The 16263-nt window shown below is 64.0% G+C and carries 14 protein-coding genes; 7 read left to right on the plus strand and 7 right to left on the minus strand.

The window, feature by feature from the left end; translation table 11 throughout:
• The first annotated feature begins 60 nt into the window (after nt 1-60).
• On the plus strand, nt 61-2376 hold the full coding sequence (locus tag NP945_RS17045; RefSeq protein ID WP_256747004.1) for a glucose/quinate/shikimate family membrane-bound PQQ-dependent dehydrogenase: 2316 nt from the start codon (nt 61-63) through the stop codon (nt 2374-2376).
• Between the two features lie 138 nt (nt 2377-2514).
• On the opposite strand, the gene NP945_RS17050 is transcribed toward NP945_RS17045, so the two are convergent.
• Nucleotides 2515-2949, minus strand: a complete 435-nt coding sequence (locus NP945_RS17050) for a hypothetical protein (RefSeq protein ID WP_013530999.1) — start codon at nt 2947-2949, stop codon at nt 2515-2517.
• Between the two features lie 434 nt (nt 2950-3383).
• Between NP945_RS17050 and NP945_RS17055 the strand changes: the two genes are divergently transcribed.
• On the plus strand, nt 3384-4271 hold the full coding sequence (locus tag NP945_RS17055; protein WP_256747005.1) for a dienelactone hydrolase family protein: 888 nt from the start codon (nt 3384-3386) through the stop codon (nt 4269-4271).
• 9 nt (nt 4272-4280) lie between these two features.
• On the opposite strand, the gene NP945_RS17060 is transcribed toward NP945_RS17055, so the two are convergent.
• The 3 genes from NP945_RS17060 to NP945_RS17070 form a co-directional block, all read right to left on the minus strand.
• Nucleotides 4281-4727, minus strand: coding sequence for a response regulator (locus NP945_RS17060; protein WP_013531002.1), 447 nt, complete (start codon nt 4725-4727; stop codon nt 4281-4283).
• Nucleotides 4724-5872 (minus strand): histidine kinase dimerization/phosphoacceptor domain -containing protein, encoded by a 1149-nt coding sequence (locus NP945_RS17065; protein WP_372337974.1) that lies wholly within the window; start codon nt 5870-5872, stop codon nt 4724-4726. The genes NP945_RS17060 and NP945_RS17065 overlap by 4 nt, the downstream gene beginning before the upstream one ends.
• Nucleotides 5873-5983: 111 nt before the next feature.
• Nucleotides 5984-6886, minus strand: a complete 903-nt coding sequence (locus tag NP945_RS17070; protein ID WP_256747006.1) for a DMT family transporter — start codon at nt 6884-6886, stop codon at nt 5984-5986.
• A gap of 89 nt (nt 6887-6975) precedes the next feature.
• On the opposite strand from NP945_RS17070, the gene NP945_RS17075 reads away from it, so the two are divergent.
• Nucleotides 6976-7455: an Lrp/AsnC family transcriptional regulator gene (locus NP945_RS17075; protein ID WP_256747007.1), complete on the plus strand. Its 480-nt coding sequence runs from the start codon at nt 6976-6978 to the stop codon at nt 7453-7455.
• Nucleotides 7456-7481: 26 nt separating this feature from the next.
• Here NP945_RS17075 and NP945_RS17080 read toward each other — a convergent pair whose 3' ends face one another.
• Together NP945_RS17080 and NP945_RS17085 are read right to left on the minus strand one after the other, a co-directional pair.
• Nucleotides 7482-7679 (minus strand): hypothetical protein, encoded by a 198-nt coding sequence (locus NP945_RS17080; protein WP_013531006.1) that lies wholly within the window; start codon nt 7677-7679, stop codon nt 7482-7484.
• A 235-nt stretch (nt 7680-7914) separates the two neighbouring features.
• Nucleotides 7915-8394 (minus strand): thioesterase family protein, encoded by a 480-nt coding sequence (locus NP945_RS17085; protein ID WP_023813101.1) that lies wholly within the window; start codon nt 8392-8394, stop codon nt 7915-7917.
• A gap of 102 nt (nt 8395-8496) precedes the next feature.
• Here NP945_RS17085 and NP945_RS17090 point away from each other — a divergent pair, with 102 nt between their 5' ends.
• From NP945_RS17090 to NP945_RS17100, 3 genes are all read left to right on the plus strand, one after another.
• The gene (locus NP945_RS17090) at nt 8497-9915 is read left to right on the plus strand and encodes an FAD-binding oxidoreductase (protein ID WP_256747008.1); all 1419 of its coding nucleotides are present in this window, start codon (nt 8497-8499) and stop codon (nt 9913-9915) included.
• A complete protein-coding gene (locus NP945_RS17095; protein ID WP_032900277.1) occupies nt 9916-10470 on the plus strand; it encodes a hypothetical protein in 555 nt (184 codons plus the stop codon).
• A 100-nt stretch (nt 10471-10570) separates the two neighbouring features.
• Nucleotides 10571-11092: a hypothetical protein gene (locus tag NP945_RS17100; protein WP_256747009.1), complete on the plus strand. Its 522-nt coding sequence runs from the start codon at nt 10571-10573 to the stop codon at nt 11090-11092.
• A 65-nt stretch (nt 11093-11157) separates the two neighbouring features.
• Here NP945_RS17100 and NP945_RS17105 read toward each other — a convergent pair whose 3' ends face one another.
• Nucleotides 11158-12120, minus strand: a complete 963-nt coding sequence (locus tag NP945_RS17105) for a Dyp-type peroxidase (protein WP_127328903.1) — start codon at nt 12118-12120, stop codon at nt 11158-11160.
• Between the two features lie 153 nt (nt 12121-12273).
• Here NP945_RS17105 and NP945_RS17110 point away from each other — a divergent pair, with 153 nt between their 5' ends.
• Nucleotides 12274-16242: an AsmA family protein gene (locus NP945_RS17110; RefSeq protein ID WP_256747010.1), complete on the plus strand. Its 3969-nt coding sequence runs from the start codon at nt 12274-12276 to the stop codon at nt 16240-16242.
• Nucleotides 16243-16263 lie beyond the last annotated feature (21 nt).

Below are 16263 nucleotides of genomic sequence, written 5' to 3' on the forward strand. Positions count from 1 at the left end.
GACGCAATGCCGGGTTGCCATGGCCGCGCCGCGAAGCGCAACAGTCGAAGGAGTATCATCTTGGCTGTCACCATCACTTCCCTCATTCTTTTCCTCATCGGCCTGGCACTCGGCGGCGGCGGCATCCGCCTGGCGATGCTGGGCGGCAGCTGGTACTATGTCGTTGCCGGCCTTGCCTTCCTGATCGCCGCCTGGCTGCTCTACCGGCGCCGGTCCACCGCACTGTGGCTCTACGCGGTGATCGTGCTCGGCACGTTGGCCTGGGCGGTCTGGGAAACCGGCTTCGACTGGTGGGAACTCGGGCCTCGCGGCGGCATCATCGTGCTTCTCGCCTTGTGGCTGCTGACGCCGTGGGCGAGGCGGGGTCTTGTCGGCCCTGACGCACGCGCGCCGCTGATCCTTGCCGTGCTGGCATCACTGGCCGTCGCCGGTTATTCGATGACTTCGGATCCGAAGGACATTGCCGGCGAACTCGGCACCGACAAGGTGGTCGCCAACGCCAATCTCGGCAATGATGTGCCGGCCGGCGAATGGCACTATTACGGCCGCACGCAGTTCGGCCAGCGCTATTCGCCGCTCGACCAGATCACACCGGACAATGTCGCCAAGCTGCAGCCCGTCTGGACCTACCAGACCGGCGATGTGAAGGGTCCCGACGATGTCGGCGAGACCACCTACCAGGTGACGCCGCTTAAAATCGGCGACACGCTCTACATTTGCACGCCGCACAATTTCGCCATTGCCATCGATGCCGCGAGCGGCAAGGAGAAATGGCGCTTCGATCCCAAGGTCAAGCTCGACAAGGACCGCCAGCACCAGACCTGCCGCGGCGTGGCCTATTACGCCGATGCCGCCGGCGCCGCCGGGCAGCCCTGTGCGACCCGCGTCTATCTGCCGACCTCGGACGCGCGGCTGATCGCGCTCGACGCCGCCAACGGGCAGATCTGTCCGGCTTTCGCCGAGGGCGGCACGCTGAACCTTCTGACCAACATGCCCTATCCGAAGTCGGGCTATTATTACTCGACCTCGGCCCCTCTGATCTCAGGCGGCAAGATCATCGTCGGTGGCGCGGTCAACGACAATTATTCGACGCAGGAGCCGTCCGGCGTCATCCGCGCCTATGACGCTGCCACCGGCGCGCTGGTGTGGAACTGGGATTCCGGCAATCCGGACCAGACGACGCCGCTGGCGGCCGGCCAGACCTATACCGCCAACTCGCCCAACATGTGGTCGACGCCGAGCGCCGACGAGAAGCTCGGTCTGCTCTACGTGCCGCTCGGCAACCAGACGCCGGACCAGCTCGGCGCCGGGCGCAGCGCCAATGTCGAGAAGTTCTCGTCGTCGATCACCGCGCTCGACCTCAACACCGGACAGGTGCGATGGGTGCGGCAGACCGTGCACCACGATCTCTGGGACATGGACGTACCGGCGCAGCCGAGCCTGATCGACATCACCAAACCCGACGGCACGGTGGTGCCGGCGCTGGTCGGACCGACCAAGCAGGGCGATCTCTATGTGCTCGACCGCCGCAGCGGCGAGCCGGTCATTGCGGTCAACGAAGTGCCGGCGCCCGGCGGCGCGATCGAAGGCGACCACACAGCGCCGACGCAGCCGGTCTCCGATCTCACCTTCATGCCGAAGCCGCTGACCGGCGCCGACATGTGGGGCCTAACCATGTTCGACCAGTTGGCCTGCCGGATCGAATTCCAGGGCCTGCGCTATGAGGGGCGCTATACGCCGCCTTCCGTCCAGGGTTCGCTGATCTACCCCGGCAATTTCGGCACCTTCAACTGGGGTGGCGTCGCAGTCGACCCGGTCCGGCAGGTGCTGTTCGGCATGCCGACCTACCTGGCGTTCAAATCGCAGTTGATCCCGCGCGATCAGGTGCCGCCGCCGGACGAAGGGCGCGGCAGCGAGCAGGGGCTGAACCGCAACGAGGGCGCGCCCTATGCGGTGGTGATGGGGCCGTTCCTGTCGCCGCTTGGGATTCCTTGCCAGGCGCCGCCCTGGGGCTATGTCGCCGGCGCCGATCTCAGGACCGGCAAGATCGCCTACAAGCACCGCAACGGCACCGTCTACGATATGACGCCACTGCCGCTGCCACTGAAGGTCGGCGTGCCCGGCATCGGCGGGCCGATGATCACCGCCGGTGGCGTCGCCTTCCTGGGGGCCGCGGTCGACGATTATCTGCGCGCCTACGACCTGACGTCGGGCAAGCAGCTGTGGCAGGCGCGGCTGCCGGCCGGCGGGCAATCGACGCCGATGACCTATACGGTGGCCGACGGCCGCCAGTTCGTGGTCATCGTCGCCGGCGGCCACGGTTCGGTCGGCACCAAGCCTGGGGACTATGTGATGGCCTACGCGCTGCCGAAGTAGGGGCGACAGGGTAACGCGATCTTTCAGAGGTCGCGCCGCCCCTCATCTGTGCCGGTATCTTTTCCCCGGATACTGACGGGGAGAAGTGCCCGGCTGGTCGATCAGGGGCGGCAAATCTTCCGATCGACCCGTGGTCGATCAGCCAATCCCTAGATGGCCCTTCAGGCTGGGCACCGAGCCGAGCACCTTGTTGGTCAGGTCGGGGCCGGCGGCGGCTTCGGCCTGCTGGATCAGCGTCGCGCCGGCCTTCTGGATCTGCGCCATGTCGAGCCCGGATGCCTTGAGCGCGGCGATGCCGTTGATCAGCGCGCCGGCCTTCTCGCCGAGAACGCCGCCAAGCGCGCCCTGCAACGACGACAGAAAACCGCCGCCGCCGGCCGGAGCGGCGGCCATCACGTCATATTGATGGGCAAGGTCGTCGGCGCCGGGGATCTTTGCGAAGAACGCCGAGGCGCTTGTGCCTTCCGCCTCGTGTTCAAGCACCGAGAAAATGGTGCCGACGACTTTCTCCGTCGTCGCCTGGTCGAGGCCCGCCTTCTGCGAAACGGTGTTGACGATGTCCTGGACGTTCATGGCGTCACCTCAACCTTGGGTTTTCGTGTTGCGGTTCCGCTCAGTGCGGACCCTGATCAACGATCGTCGGCCTGCACTCGCAACCATCGCGCGCAGGGCCAAAGCGGCGGCCGCCGCAAGGACGAGCGCGCTGGCGAGGATCGGGGAAGGCATGGTCATGGTCATCGCTTCCTTCTGGGTCTGACGTCTAGGCACGCGGTCAAGATACCGTCGATAGCCACCTTCCCTCACTATTGTGGCAGCGCCAGCAGGATTTATCGCCAATGACCAAAAAGTGATGACATGGCCGCGCATGGCGCCGGCTTTACTTGCCCGGGCGCGGCCGGCGGCATACGCCCTGAGGCAATCGGCGGCCGCGATGAGTGCTCGACTGGATCATGCCGGCTTGGTCCCTATGTAGCTGGGAATTAAAGCCCGAAGCAGAGGATCTATCCATGACGAAACCCGACGCCAAGCCCGCCATCACCCAGGCGATGATCGACGCCTATGACGAATATACGCATCTGACGCTCGACCGCCGCCGGTTCATGGAGCAGTTGACCCGGCTTGCCGGATCGGGTGCGGCGGCGGCCGCGATCGCGCCGCTTCTGGCGGCGAATTCGGCGCAAGCGGCTGTTGTCGCCGACAACGATCCGCGGGTGAAGGGTGAGGACATCAGCTATCCCGGCGGCAGCGGCGAGATGAAGGGCTATCTGGTCAAGCCGGCGGACAAGACGGGCAAGCTCGGTACTGTCATCGTCGTGCATGAGAACAGAGGGCTCAACCCGCATATCCGCGACGTGGCGCGGCGCGTGGCGCTGGAGGGGTTCGTGGCGCTGGCGCCGGATTTCCTGTCGCCGCTCGGCGGCACGCCAACCGACGAAGACAAGGCGCGCGACATGTTCGCCAAGCTCGATCCGGCGCAGACCATCGCCGATGGTGTTGCGACCGTCGCTTTCCTCAAGAGCGACAAGGACGGCAACGGCAAGGTCGGCGCTATCGGCTTCTGCTGGGGTGGCGGCACGGTCAACATGCTGGCCGTCAACGCCCCCGATCTCAGTGCCGGCGTTGCCTATTACGGCATGCAGCCGAAGGCCGCCGATGTATCCAGGATCAAGGCGGCCTTGCTGCTGCACTATGGCGGACTGGACGAGCGCATCAATGCCGGCATCGACGCCTTCAAGAAGGAGCTGGACGCGGCGCATGTCGAATACACGGTCTATGTCTATGAAGGCGCCAACCATGCCTTCAACAACGACACCTCGGCAGCGCGCTACGACAAGAAGGCGGCCGACCTCGCCTGGGGACGCACGATCGCCTTCCTTCGGGAAGAACTGAAATGAGTTCAGCCGTCATGCCGCCGGCGCCCAGGCGGTCTCGAAGGCCGGCGACAGGGTGAAGCCGGCCGGCCGCGCCGAAACGGGGGGCGGGCGGCGCACGCCTTCCTGCAGGTACCGCAACGCCGACGTCAGCCCGTTCATCGTGTAGGGCTTGGCTATGACGCCGATCGCGCCGGCGAAATGATCGGGGATGCGCTTCGGATTGGCGGTCATGAACACCACCGTCGAACTCTTCCTTTCGCCTATGTACTTGGCCACGTCGATGCCGGATGGCCCGTCACTCAGGTGGATGTCGACGAAGGCGATGTCGGCTTCGGTCGCATCCGCCATGGCCATGGCTTCCGCCGAGGAGGTCGCCCAGCCGACGACGCTGTGGCCGGCATCCTCGACAAGGCTCTCCAGCTCCATTGCCAGCAGCGCTTCATCCTCGATGATCAGGACCTTGAGCGGCTCAATCATGACACATTCCCTTTTTCCTGGGGTTCGTTCGGGATCGAGATAACGACCTTCGTGCCGGGGCCGGTGTCGCGCCATTCAATCTCGGCACGCAACTGGCGGGCGAGCGACTTGATCAGCCGCATGCCGAACGAGGCATCGCCGTTGGCGTCGGCCATGCCGACGCCGTCGTCCGACACCTCGATATTCAAGTGGCCGTCGGGCTGGCTCATCTTGATGCCCAGGCGGCCGGCCGACATTCCGTCGGGCTTGGACTTGAAGGCATGCTTGAGAGCATTGGTGACGAGTTCGTTGACCATCAGAGCGACGGGCGTTGCCTTCTCCGCGGAAATGACGATCGGTTGCAGGTCGAGAGCCGGACTGATCTCAGCGCGCCCCGACGCCGTCAGCAGGTCCGTCACCAAATCCTTGGCGAAATCCGCCACATCGAACTTGCTGACGTCCTTCGACTGATAAAGCCGCCGATGCACGGTGCTCAGGGCTTCGATGCGCTCCAGCATGGTGGTCAACGAACGCCTGGTTGCTTCGTCCCGTGTGGTCCGCCGCTGCATAATGATCAGGGAAGAGATCATCTGCAGGTTGTTTTTCACCCGGTGGTCGACCTCGTGCAGCAAGGTGGTCTGCGCTTCGAGGGCGGCTTCCAGTTCAGCGGTGCGTTCCTTCACCGCCTTTTCGAAGCGGTCCTTGTCCGCGCTGATGCGACTCTCCGAGTGTTTGCGATCCGAGACGTCGAGCTGCGATGCGAAAAAGAACTGCAAATCGCCTTTGTCGTTCGAGACGGGGCTGATGTAGAGCGCGTTCCAGAAGGTCGAGCCGTCCTTGCGGTAGTTCAGGATATCGACGCTGACGTCGGTTTCTTCCTCGATCGCTGCGCGTATCTGTTCAACAGCGGCCTTGTCGGTCTTCGGTCCCTGCAGGAAGCGGCAGTTCTTGCCCAGAACCTCATGACGTTCATATCCGGTCAGTCGCAGGAAAGCGTCATTGGCGAAAACGACCGGGTTATCCGGTTGCCGGGGATCGGTGATGATCATCGACATGCGGGTGGCGCGAATAGCCGCCGCGAACGGATCGCCCTTGCCGTGCTCGACGTGCAGATCGTCCGTCATGTGCCATGCGTCGGCAGGCTCCCTGGTCCGTTTCCAATCCATTCTGTCACTCCAAGCCATTTTCGTGGGTGACAACGGATCAGACGCCGATTTGGTTCAATCTTGAGCCTTCTTGTCGCAGTTCGCAGAAACCGAGAACCGAGGCCTCGGGAACTAGCCGGCCGATGCAGGCTTGTGGAAGGCGACGCCGGCGACCACCAGCGCAATGCCGAGGCAATCGGTAAAATTTAAAATCTGGCGCAGCACGATCACGCCGATCAGCGTCGCGGTGACTGGCAGCAGCGACAGCATCAGCGCGAAGCTGGCGCGCGGCAGCCGCGACATGGCGAGCTGGTCGCAGATGTAAGGAATGACAGAGGAGCAGATGCCGACGCCGATGGCGGCGAACAGCAGCGGCGGCGAGAAAAAGGCCGGCAGCGCATCGGTGAAGCCGATCGGCAGCACGACCACGAAAGCGATCGCCATGGCGGCACCCAGGCCGGCGATGCCGGCGCCTGACGCGGCGACGCGGTGGCCGAGCACGATGTAACCGACAAACAGCGCGCCGTTGAGGAAGGCCCAGAACAGCCCGATGGGATCATCGGACCATCTGACGTCGATGAGCAGCAAGGTGCCGGCGACGGCGACGGCAAGGGCGGCAAGATTGCGCGGGCTCCTGAGGCCGACCGCCGCGACGCCGATGGTGCCGACGAATTCGATCGCCGCCACCAGTGAGATCGGCAGGCGGTCGAGTGCCAGGTAGAACGAACAGTTCATCACCGCCAGGCAGGCGCCGAAGGCCAGCAACAGCAGCCGCGTCGAGCGATCGGCGCGGGCGAAGCTTCGCCATGGGCGGGTCAGCGGTGCGAAGATGAGTGCTGCCGTGGCGATGCGCAGCCACGCCATGCCGAGCACGCCGACATGCGGGAAAAGCAGCACGGCGAATGCCGGCCCGAGATAGTGGAAGACCGCGCTGACGCCGAACCAGACATGCGGCGGCATTTTTTCCGTCAGCCTGCCCAGGGTGGAGTTGCCGAGGGCAGGGCTCGCCGCGAGAGCTTGCGTTTGATCATCCATTCGGATCAGTATCGCAGGCGGATATATCTGTTTATATGGATGATGAGCAGCTTTTCGGCGGTCTTTCTCCCTGAAGCAAGGAATTTTTCATGAAACGCCTTCGAACTGAAAAAGCCGATCTCGATGCCGCTGACGTGAAGATCCTGCGTCTGCTGGAAAAGGACGCGCGCACCAGCACGGCGGAACTGGCACGCTCGGTCGGCCTGTCGGCGCCGAGCGTGGCAGAGCGCATCAAGCGGCTGCAGGAAAGCGGCGTCATCGAGGCCTATTCGGTCAGGATCAACCCGGCGGCACTCGGCCTGCCGCTGTCGGCATGGCTGCGCATCCGGCCGGTGCCGGGGCGGTTGACTGTGGTGGCCGAGATCATCCGCGAACTGCCGGAGATCGTGCAATGCGACCGGGTGACCGGAGAGGATTGTTTCATCGCGCTGGCGCATGTCGGCTCGGTGGCCGAACTCGAGCGGGTGATCGACCGCATCATTCCTTATGCGATGACCAATACGGCGATCATCCAGTCGTCGCCGGTGGTGGCGCGCTCGGCCCTGTCGGCGTTGAGGCGCCAAGCTTGATCTAGGGGATTGTTCCGTTCGAAGAGCTATGCGTGGCCGCGCTTCATGCGCGCCTGCTTCAGGATGGCGCGCCAGCGGATCATGTCGAACGGGATCGGCTCGTTGTTGTTGGCGATGTGGAAGATCTCGTTGTTGACGTTCTTGAGCGAGCGCCAGAAATCGTAGTCGGTGATGCGCGGATCGGCAGCCAGCCTGTCCACCTCGACCTTGATGTCGGTTTTCATGCACTTTCCTCGAACCGGCGCCGCGCCGCCCGTGTCGCTACCTCGATGCGGATCGTTTTCGACCGACCCGCTGAGTCGCGCAACGGCTCAAATGGCTTGTTCCCGTTAAAACCTTGGTAAGGTTAACGAGGGCGCCGCGCCGCTTCAAGCACTGCTGCCGGCCGATGGGAGGGTTCTGCGATTTTAGATTGCCGGTGTGGCTTTGAAGCCGGAAACGAGAAGTATCGGCTTCGCCCTATTTGCGTTTGATGCCGATCGAGCGGCCGGCCCGTTCCGGCATCGGCAGTGCCGAATGGGCGGCGCGCATGGCTTCGACCCTGGCCAGCACATCGGCGGGGAAGGGCGCCACCTTCGGCCCGGACATGTCGACATGCAGCGACAGCGATTCGGACGTCGCGGCCAGCCAGCCGTCGACATGGCGGATTTCCTGATAGGCCCGCAGCCGCTTGTCGTCGTGGTCGATAAGCTGGAAGGAGACCGTGACCTTGTGCTCGAGATGCAGTTCCTGCACGTAGCAGACATGGACTTCGGCCGTGTAGATGGTGAGGCGGCGATCCCTGGCATAGTTCGGTCCCATGCCCATTGCCTCGAAAGCGTCGTCCGAGCAGCGGTCGAACAGCACGTTGTAATAGGCCATGTTGAGATGGCCGTTGTAATCGATCCAGTCCTTCTCGATGTCCATGGGTTTCGAGACGAAGGGAGTGGGGATGGGCATCGAAACTTCCTTGTTCTGGCGCTGGACAGAGCGTGGCGGGTAAGACTACGCATCCATAGACGCATAACAAGCGTGGACGCTGGTCCATTCGCGGAGGAATTCATGGCTCTGAGCGACCTCAACCCGGTCGAACGCAACGAGGAAGGCATCGCGGCGGTGCTCGGCATCCTCAAGCAGCAGCTCGGCGAGCGATTCCAAACCGGCCAGGCGATCCGCTCGCAGCATGCCCACACCACCACCTATATTCCGACGCAGGCGCCTGACGGCGTCGCGTTTCCGGAGACGACCGCCGAGGTGCAGGAGATCGTGCGGGCCTGCGCCGCGCACCGCGTGCCAGTGATCGCCTTCGGCGTCGGATCTTCGCTGGAGGGCCACACCAACGCGCCGGGCGGCGGCATATCCGTCGACACGTCGCGCATGAATCGTATCCTGGCGATCAATCCGCAAGATCTCGACTGCACGGTGGAACCCGGTGTCACCCGCGAGGATTTGAACCGGCACCTGCGCGACACCGGACTGTTCTTTCCGATCGACCCCGGCGCCAATGCCTCGCTGGGCGGCATGGCCGCGACGCGGGCCTCCGGCACCAACGCGGTGCGCTACGGCACGATGCGTGAGAACGTACTGTCGCTGACCGCCGTCATGGCCGACGGCGAGACGGTGACGACCGGCAAGCGGGCGAAAAAGAGCTCGGCCGGCTATGATCTGACGCGGCTGCTGGTCGGCTCGGAAGGCACGCTCGGCATCATCACCTCGCTGACTTTGAAGCTGCAAGGCATCCCGCAGGCGATCTCCGGCGGCGTCTGCCCGTTTCCGAGCGTCGAGGCCGCCTGCAACGCGGTCATCGCGACGATCCAGATGGGCATCCCGGTGGCGCGCATCGAACTGGTCAACGCGCTGCAGATGCGGGCGATGAAGAACTATTCGAAGCTCGACTATCCCGAAAGCCCGTGCCTGTTCGTCGAGTTTCACGGCAGCGATGCCGGGGTTGCCGAACAGGCCGAGACTTTTGGCATGATCGCCGAGGAGAATGGCGGCGGGCCGTTCCTGTGGACCAGCGTCGCCGAGGAGCGCACCAAACTGTGGAAGGCCAGGCATGACGCCTACTGGTCGTCGCTGACGCTGCGGCCTGGCGCCAAGGGCCTGTCGACCGATGTCTGCGTGCCGATCTCGCGCTTTGCCGAATGCGTCATGGAAACCGAAGCCGATATCGCCGAGATGGGTCTGATCGCGCCGATCGTCGGCCACGCCGGCGACGGCAATTTCCACGTGCTGGTGCTGATGGACGTCGATGACCCCAAGGAGATCGCGCTGTCGGAAAAGTTCGTCGCGCGGCTCAACATGCGGGCGATCGCCATGGATGGCACCTGCACCGGCGAGCACGGCATCGGCCAGGGCAAGATCGGCTTCCTGCGCCACGAACTCGGCCACGGCGTCGACATCATGCGCACCATCAAGCAGGCGCTCGATCCGCTCGATATCATGAACCCGGGCAAGATATTGCCCGGCGAAGGCCATTAGATGTCGACTGACGAGAGGTTGCTGCCGATCGAGGTGCCACCGTCGTCCGCTGGCGCGCCACTTCCGCACGTGTTTGCGGATGGAGGCAAGTTGCTTATTGCCTATATCGTCAACACTCCGGATCCATCATTTGATGGCACGAATCCGCGCTCGATTTCGCCTACAACGGGCAATCAGTCAGTCGCGATCCTGACAGTAGACCCATATCTAGCACTTCAATTCGGCCCACCGAATGACGAAGCCATCAGCGGGCATCGGCTATATGGACTGGGTTTACAGCCCTATTCCTCATTCGAAGTTCTCAACTCGTTGTGGACCGCTTCCCTGGAACGAGCAAATCGGGTTCATTCGTCTCACACGCCGGACCTGTTTTCAGGCTATAGGCATTTCATCCTGACGTTCCACGATTCGACGCTGGAATTCATTGCCGAGAGTTTCTCGGCCAGCCTCCATGAGGGGGCGGTTTTAACCGTGTTGATGGAGACTGCCGGACACCGGGCGCTTGTGCGCGACGTCAAACCGGTTCGTTTTCTCGATAGGCTTTGGCGACGTTGATCATTCAGGGATTTCCCGTGCCTTGATCGCACCACCATTTGGTTCGAAGCTTCGGCAGCGAGCCTGGAACGTTCAGGCGTGCCAGCGGAGGAGGAATGCCATGGCGATTTCACGCAAGGAAGCGGCACGTGCGCTGAGCGCTGACGAACAGGAATTGGTGGAGAAGTCGCACCATCCGGCGGTGCAGGAGCTTTCCGACGGCGATCTTGCCGGTCTGGTCAAGCTGTTGCGGGAGCGGCGCGACAAGGCGCAGACCCAAGCACACCGCCGCCGTCGTGAAATACGCGGCAAGGGCGCGCCGAAAGGCGCTGCACCCTCAAAGTCCGATGGCGGTTCGCAGACAAAGCTGGCGGTGCTGGCCATGGCCATGCGGCGGCTGAATGGAGAGGCCGAGCGGCGCCGGCAGCTGGCGGCCAGCGTTTCGCTGATCGAAAACGCGCGCAAGGTATTTGTCATGAAGCAAGGGGCGACGCCGGAAGGCCCTGCTTTCAATTCGCGCACCGCGCGCAAGGGGATACGGTCGGTGGCAAACCAGAGGGCGCAAGACCTCGTCCGACCGATGGAGCTTGGCCGGCAGCGCAAGGCGGCCAAAGTGGCGCAAGCAAAGCGCGACGCACGCTGAGGGTTCTGACAATCGCCGGGTGAAATCGTTGGGACGCCGGCCTGACGTGCGGTCGCAGGCGTCTTCTATGCGCCCTCAACAAGGGTTTGCAGCATGGGGCGGGTTGGCGCGAAGAACGTCGTGCCGGTGTGCGGCGTCGAGAAATCGAGCAGCCGGTCGTAAGCGCCCGGCGGCTCACCGATGTACATTCGCTGCAGCATCTTCTCGATCACCCAGAGATACCTGCTGTAGCCGATAAAATAGGTGCCGAACTCCTTTTGCCCCGGCCTGCCGAACGGCATGTTGTCGCGCAAAATGTCGTACTCGTTGCCATCGGCATCCTCGATGGTGGCCAGCGACTTGTGCGATTTGCGCGGTGCGTCGTCATCATCGATTTCGATGTTGTCGATCTTGGTGCGGCCGATGATCGCTTCCTGCTCGGGCGTCGGAATGCGCGCCCAGGCCTGGAGATCGTGCAGGTATTTCTGGACGACGACATAGCTGCCGCCGGCGAAGTCGGCGTCCTCATCACCGACGAGTGCCGAGGCCGGAAGGTCCAGCCCGGTCGGGTTGGCCGTGCCGTCGACGAAGCCGAGCAGGTCACGCGCATCGAAGTACCGAAAGCCGGAAACCTCGTCGACGACGTTCACGGCATCACCGAGATTGTCGAGCAGAATGCGCTCGAACTCGAAGCACATATCGGGCCGCTCGGAGCGGATGTGGAAGAGAAGATCGCCGGCGGTCGAAGGCGCCGAATGAACGGCACCCTTGATCGGCGCAAACGGTTTCAGTTCCAGCGGTCGCCGATCTGGGGAAAGACGATCCCAGAGATCGCGGCCGATGCCGGCAATGCACGAAAGCCGCCCGGAAAGATCGCGGAACCCGACGGTTTTGACGAGATCATCGAGGCCGCCGAGCACGGAGGCTATCTTGGCGAGCGCGGTCTGACCGCTGGCGACGGTGACGACAAGAAAGACCGCCGAAAGCGACAGCGGGGCGTCGACACTTTGCGCATCGATCGGCACGCGATCCCAGTTCTTTCCAGACATCCGAATTCTCCGCTTCGCCGGGATTTGTTTCAGATCGCCCGATATCACGCAACTGCGGATGAGACATCGCGCAACACTGGATGAATTGCCTCTTTATCGACACGCGGATGCGGGTAGAGTGCGGCAGAATTTCAATCAACCCATTCGGAGCTGATGCTCGCTCGCCTGTTCGTGATCTTCGGTGGCCTTTTTGTGCTGGTGCTGTGTGCGGCGCTGGTGGTGCCGTATTTTATCGACTGGACCGGCTACCGCGCCCAATTCGAGCGCGAGGCCAGCGCCATCCTCGGCCGCAAGGTGACCGTGCAGGGCGACGCCACGGCAAGGCTGTTGCCGTTTCCCTCGGTGACCTTCTCGAACGTCGCGGTCGCCGGCGGCCCCAATGGCCAGCCGGCCATGACCGTCGAGACGTTTTCGATGGATGCGGAACTGGCGCCCTTCCTGCGCGGCGAAGTGCTGATCTTCGACATGCGGCTGGTGCGGCCGAAAGCGACCATCGATATCGCCAATGACGGCACCGTCGACTGGGCGATGCGGCCGTCCTCTCCCTTCGACCTCAATCAGATCTCGATCGAGAAGCTGACGGTGACGGAAGGGCAGATCGAACTGCGCCATGCCGCCGGCGGGCGCAGCCACCTGTTTTCCGAGATCAATTCGACCATCTCGGCCAAGTCTCTGGCCGGGCCATGGCGCATGGACGGCACGCTGCGGCTCGACGGTCTTCGCACCACGGTCACTGCCTCCACCGGCAAGGCCGAAGGCAACGGGCAGATGCGGCTTCGGCTGAAGGCCGATCCGGACGCCTATCCGCTGGTCATCGAAACCGACGGCAATGCCGGCATCGTCAATGGCGCTGCCGCCTATTCCGGCCAGTTCAAGATCTCCGGTGCCGACAAGAACAGCGCCGAGCTGCGCGGCACCGATGGCGAGACGGTGAGGGTTTCCGCCGGCAAGCCCGATCCGGGCTTTCGGCTGAACGGCAAATTTTCGCTCGACCACCAGAAACTCGGCGTCGACGAATTCCGCTTCGAGACCGGGCCGCTCGACAACCCCTACACCGCCGACGGCAAGGCTTCTGTCGATCTCGGGCTGAAGCCGAGTTTCGCCATCGAGGCCAATGGCGCGCAGGTGCAGTTCGACGAGGCGGTGGGCGCCGAAGCCGGCGCCGGTCTGACGCTGGATCAGCGCATCGCGGCGTTTGAGCAGGCGCTGCTCGACATGCCGAGGCCGACCATTCCCGGCACTGTCGAGGTCAAGCTGCCGGCGGTGGTGGTCGGCGACACCACGGTGCGCGACGTGCATCTTTCCGCCGAGCCGGTCGATGGCGGCTGGTCGGTGAAATCGCTTGCCGCGACCTTGCCCGGCCGCACCACGTTGGAAGCCGATGGCATGCTCGTGCTCAATTTGGAGGGTCATTTCGGCTTCAACGGCTCGCTGCTGCTGGCCGTGGCGCAACCCTCCGGCTTTGCCGCCTGGCTGTCGAAGGATGTCGACGAGGCGATCCGCCGTCTCCCTGCCGCCGGCTTCAAGGCCAAGGTCGACCTCTCGCAGAAGCGCCAGGCCTTCAGCGATCTCGAATTGATCCTGGGCAAGGCGAAGTTTTCCGGCCGCATCGATTCCAGCCAGCCCGACGATGCCAAGCCCTCAGTGCTGATGCGTCTCGAAGGGGGCGACCTCGATGTCGACGGGCTGGCGGCCTTCGCCTCGATCTTCGTCAGCGACAAGGGCGCCAATCGCTTTGCCGACCGCGACCTCGATTTCCAGATCAAGGCAGGGCCGGTCAACGCTGGCGGGTTGACCGCGGATACCGTCGACACGGCGCTCAGGCTGCGCGACGGGCTGCTCGAAATCGACCGGCTGTCGGTGGGCGGGCTGGCCGGCGCCTCGATCAGCGCCACCGGCAGGATCAAGGATTTCCCGGCGAGCCCGACCGGCAAGCTCGATGCATCGGTGGTTGCCGTCGATCTGAAGCCGCTGATCGACGTCGCCGCCCGGCATTATCCCGACAGCGCCGTGCTCAAGGGACTGGCGAGCCGTGCCGCAGCCTATCCCGAGCTGTTCCAGGATGCGCGTGTCGACCTCGTGGCGAGTGCGGCCGACAATGGCGACGGCACCACGGGCCTGGCGGTGAGCGGACAAGGCAAGGCCGGCGGCTCGGCCTTTTCCGCATCGCTGTCGGGAAAGGGGGCGGTGGACAAGCTTCTCGAAGCGCCGGTGGCGCTTACCTTCAATGCCAAAAACCCTGATGCCACCACGCTGCTGGCCCTCTACGGCCTGCCGGCACTGCCGCTCGGCATGCTGGGCGAGGCAAGCACCGACATTCAGGCCAAGGGAACGCTTGGTGGCGGCCTGACGACGAATTTCAGCCTTGCCGGCAACGACTTCAAGGCGGGTTTCGAGGGGACGATCGCCGATACGCCGCAAGGCTTCGCCGCCAAGGGCAAGCTCAGCCTCGATGCCGCCGACATCGAGCCATGGCTGATGACGACAGGTATCGGCCTGCCGGGCATGGGGGCGGGCATGTCGACGTCGTTTTCGGCACAGGGCGACTATGGCAACGGCCTGCTGGTGCTGGACGAACTCAACGGCGCCATCAACGAAGCGGCGGTGTCCGGCGACGTCAATATCGATGTAAAGGAGGGGGTCGACGGCAAGGCCGGCGTGCCGCATCTGGCCGGGGCGCTGATGCTCGACGAACTCGACCTCGATCCGATGGCGGTGGCGCTGTTCGGCGATTCCGCCTTTCTTGCCGACAAGGAAGAAACCAACAAGGGTGGCGTGTGGCCGGCGACACCGTTCAGCCAGAAATCCAACCTGCCGTTCACCGCCGACCTGGACCTGACGACGGCAGCGCTCGCCGCCGGTCGGTTCGCCACCGCCTATGATGCCGCTTTCTCGCTCAAGCTCGACCAGGAAGGCATCCGCGTTTCGGATTTGAAGGCGAAATTGCTGGGCGGGGCGCTCACCGGCCTGTTCGAACTGAAGAACAATGACGGCACCGGCCTGTTCTCTGGCCAGATGAAACTGGCGGGCGCCGATCTGGCGACCGTGCTGCCGGATGCCGGCATCAGCGGCATCGGCGATTTCTCGACGGCACTGTCAAGCAGCGGCAAATCGGTCGAAGGGATGGTGGCCGCCTTGTCGGGCTCCGGCACGGCGGCGTTGAAGGGCGTGAAAGTTGCTGGTGTCAATCCAGATGCGTTCAGTGCGTTCCTCGCCAAGGCGGATGCGATCGGGCGCGACATCGACGCGGCCAAGACCGCCGGCTTTGCGCCCGACATCGCCGCTGACGGCAGCTTTGCCGCTGGCGATGCCGACATAGCCTTCACGGTTGCCGGCGGCACGCTGCGGGCGCCACCGGTCAGCCTGGAAAATCCGGCGGCGACCTTGTCCGCCGACGTCACGGCGGATCTCAACGCGGCCACGGTGTCGGCCAAGGGTGCGATCACCTATCGGCCTGGCGACGAGGCACTGGTCGGCTCCGAGCCGGTCGTGAATTTCACCGCCGAGGGGCCGTTCGGCGCGGTCAAACGAGCATTCGACAGTGAGCCGCTGGCGCAGTTCCTGACCCAGCGCGCGCTGGAGAAAGAGCAGCAGCGCGTCGAGGCGATGCAGGCCGCGTTGCTGGAAAAGCAGCGGCTTCGGCGCGAGGTGCGCTACTACGCGGCGTTGAAGACCGAACGGGATAAGGCCGCCGAGGAATTGCGCAAGCAGGAGGAAGCAGCACGGCTGAAAGCCGAGGCTGACGCCAAGGCCAAGGCCGAAGCGGATGCCCAGGCGAAAGCCGATGCCGATGCCAAGGCTCAGGCCGACGCGGAGGCGAAAGCAAAGGCGGACGCCGATGCCAAAGCCAAGGCGGACGCCGACGCCAAGGCCGCTGCCGAACAGCAAGCCGCCGACGAGGCGGCCAAGGCGCAGGTCGACAAGCAGGAGCGGCAGAAGGCGGAAGAGGCGGTGCGCATCGCGGCGCAGGAAAAGGCAAGGCTTGAGGCCGAACGCAAGGCCGCGCAGCAGCCTCCGAAGGTGGAGCGTGCGCCACTGCCGCAGGCCAATGACAATCCGCCGCCGGCCAAGCCGAAGTCCAATCCGTTCACGATCGACAATCTGCTGAAGTCGCTGCAGTAGGCTGAAGCTTTTTGGGCGATA

It is taken from the genome of Mesorhizobium sp. LMG17149, from assembly GCF_024518695.1.
Classification (GTDB): domain Bacteria; phylum Pseudomonadota; class Alphaproteobacteria; order Rhizobiales; family Rhizobiaceae; genus Mesorhizobium.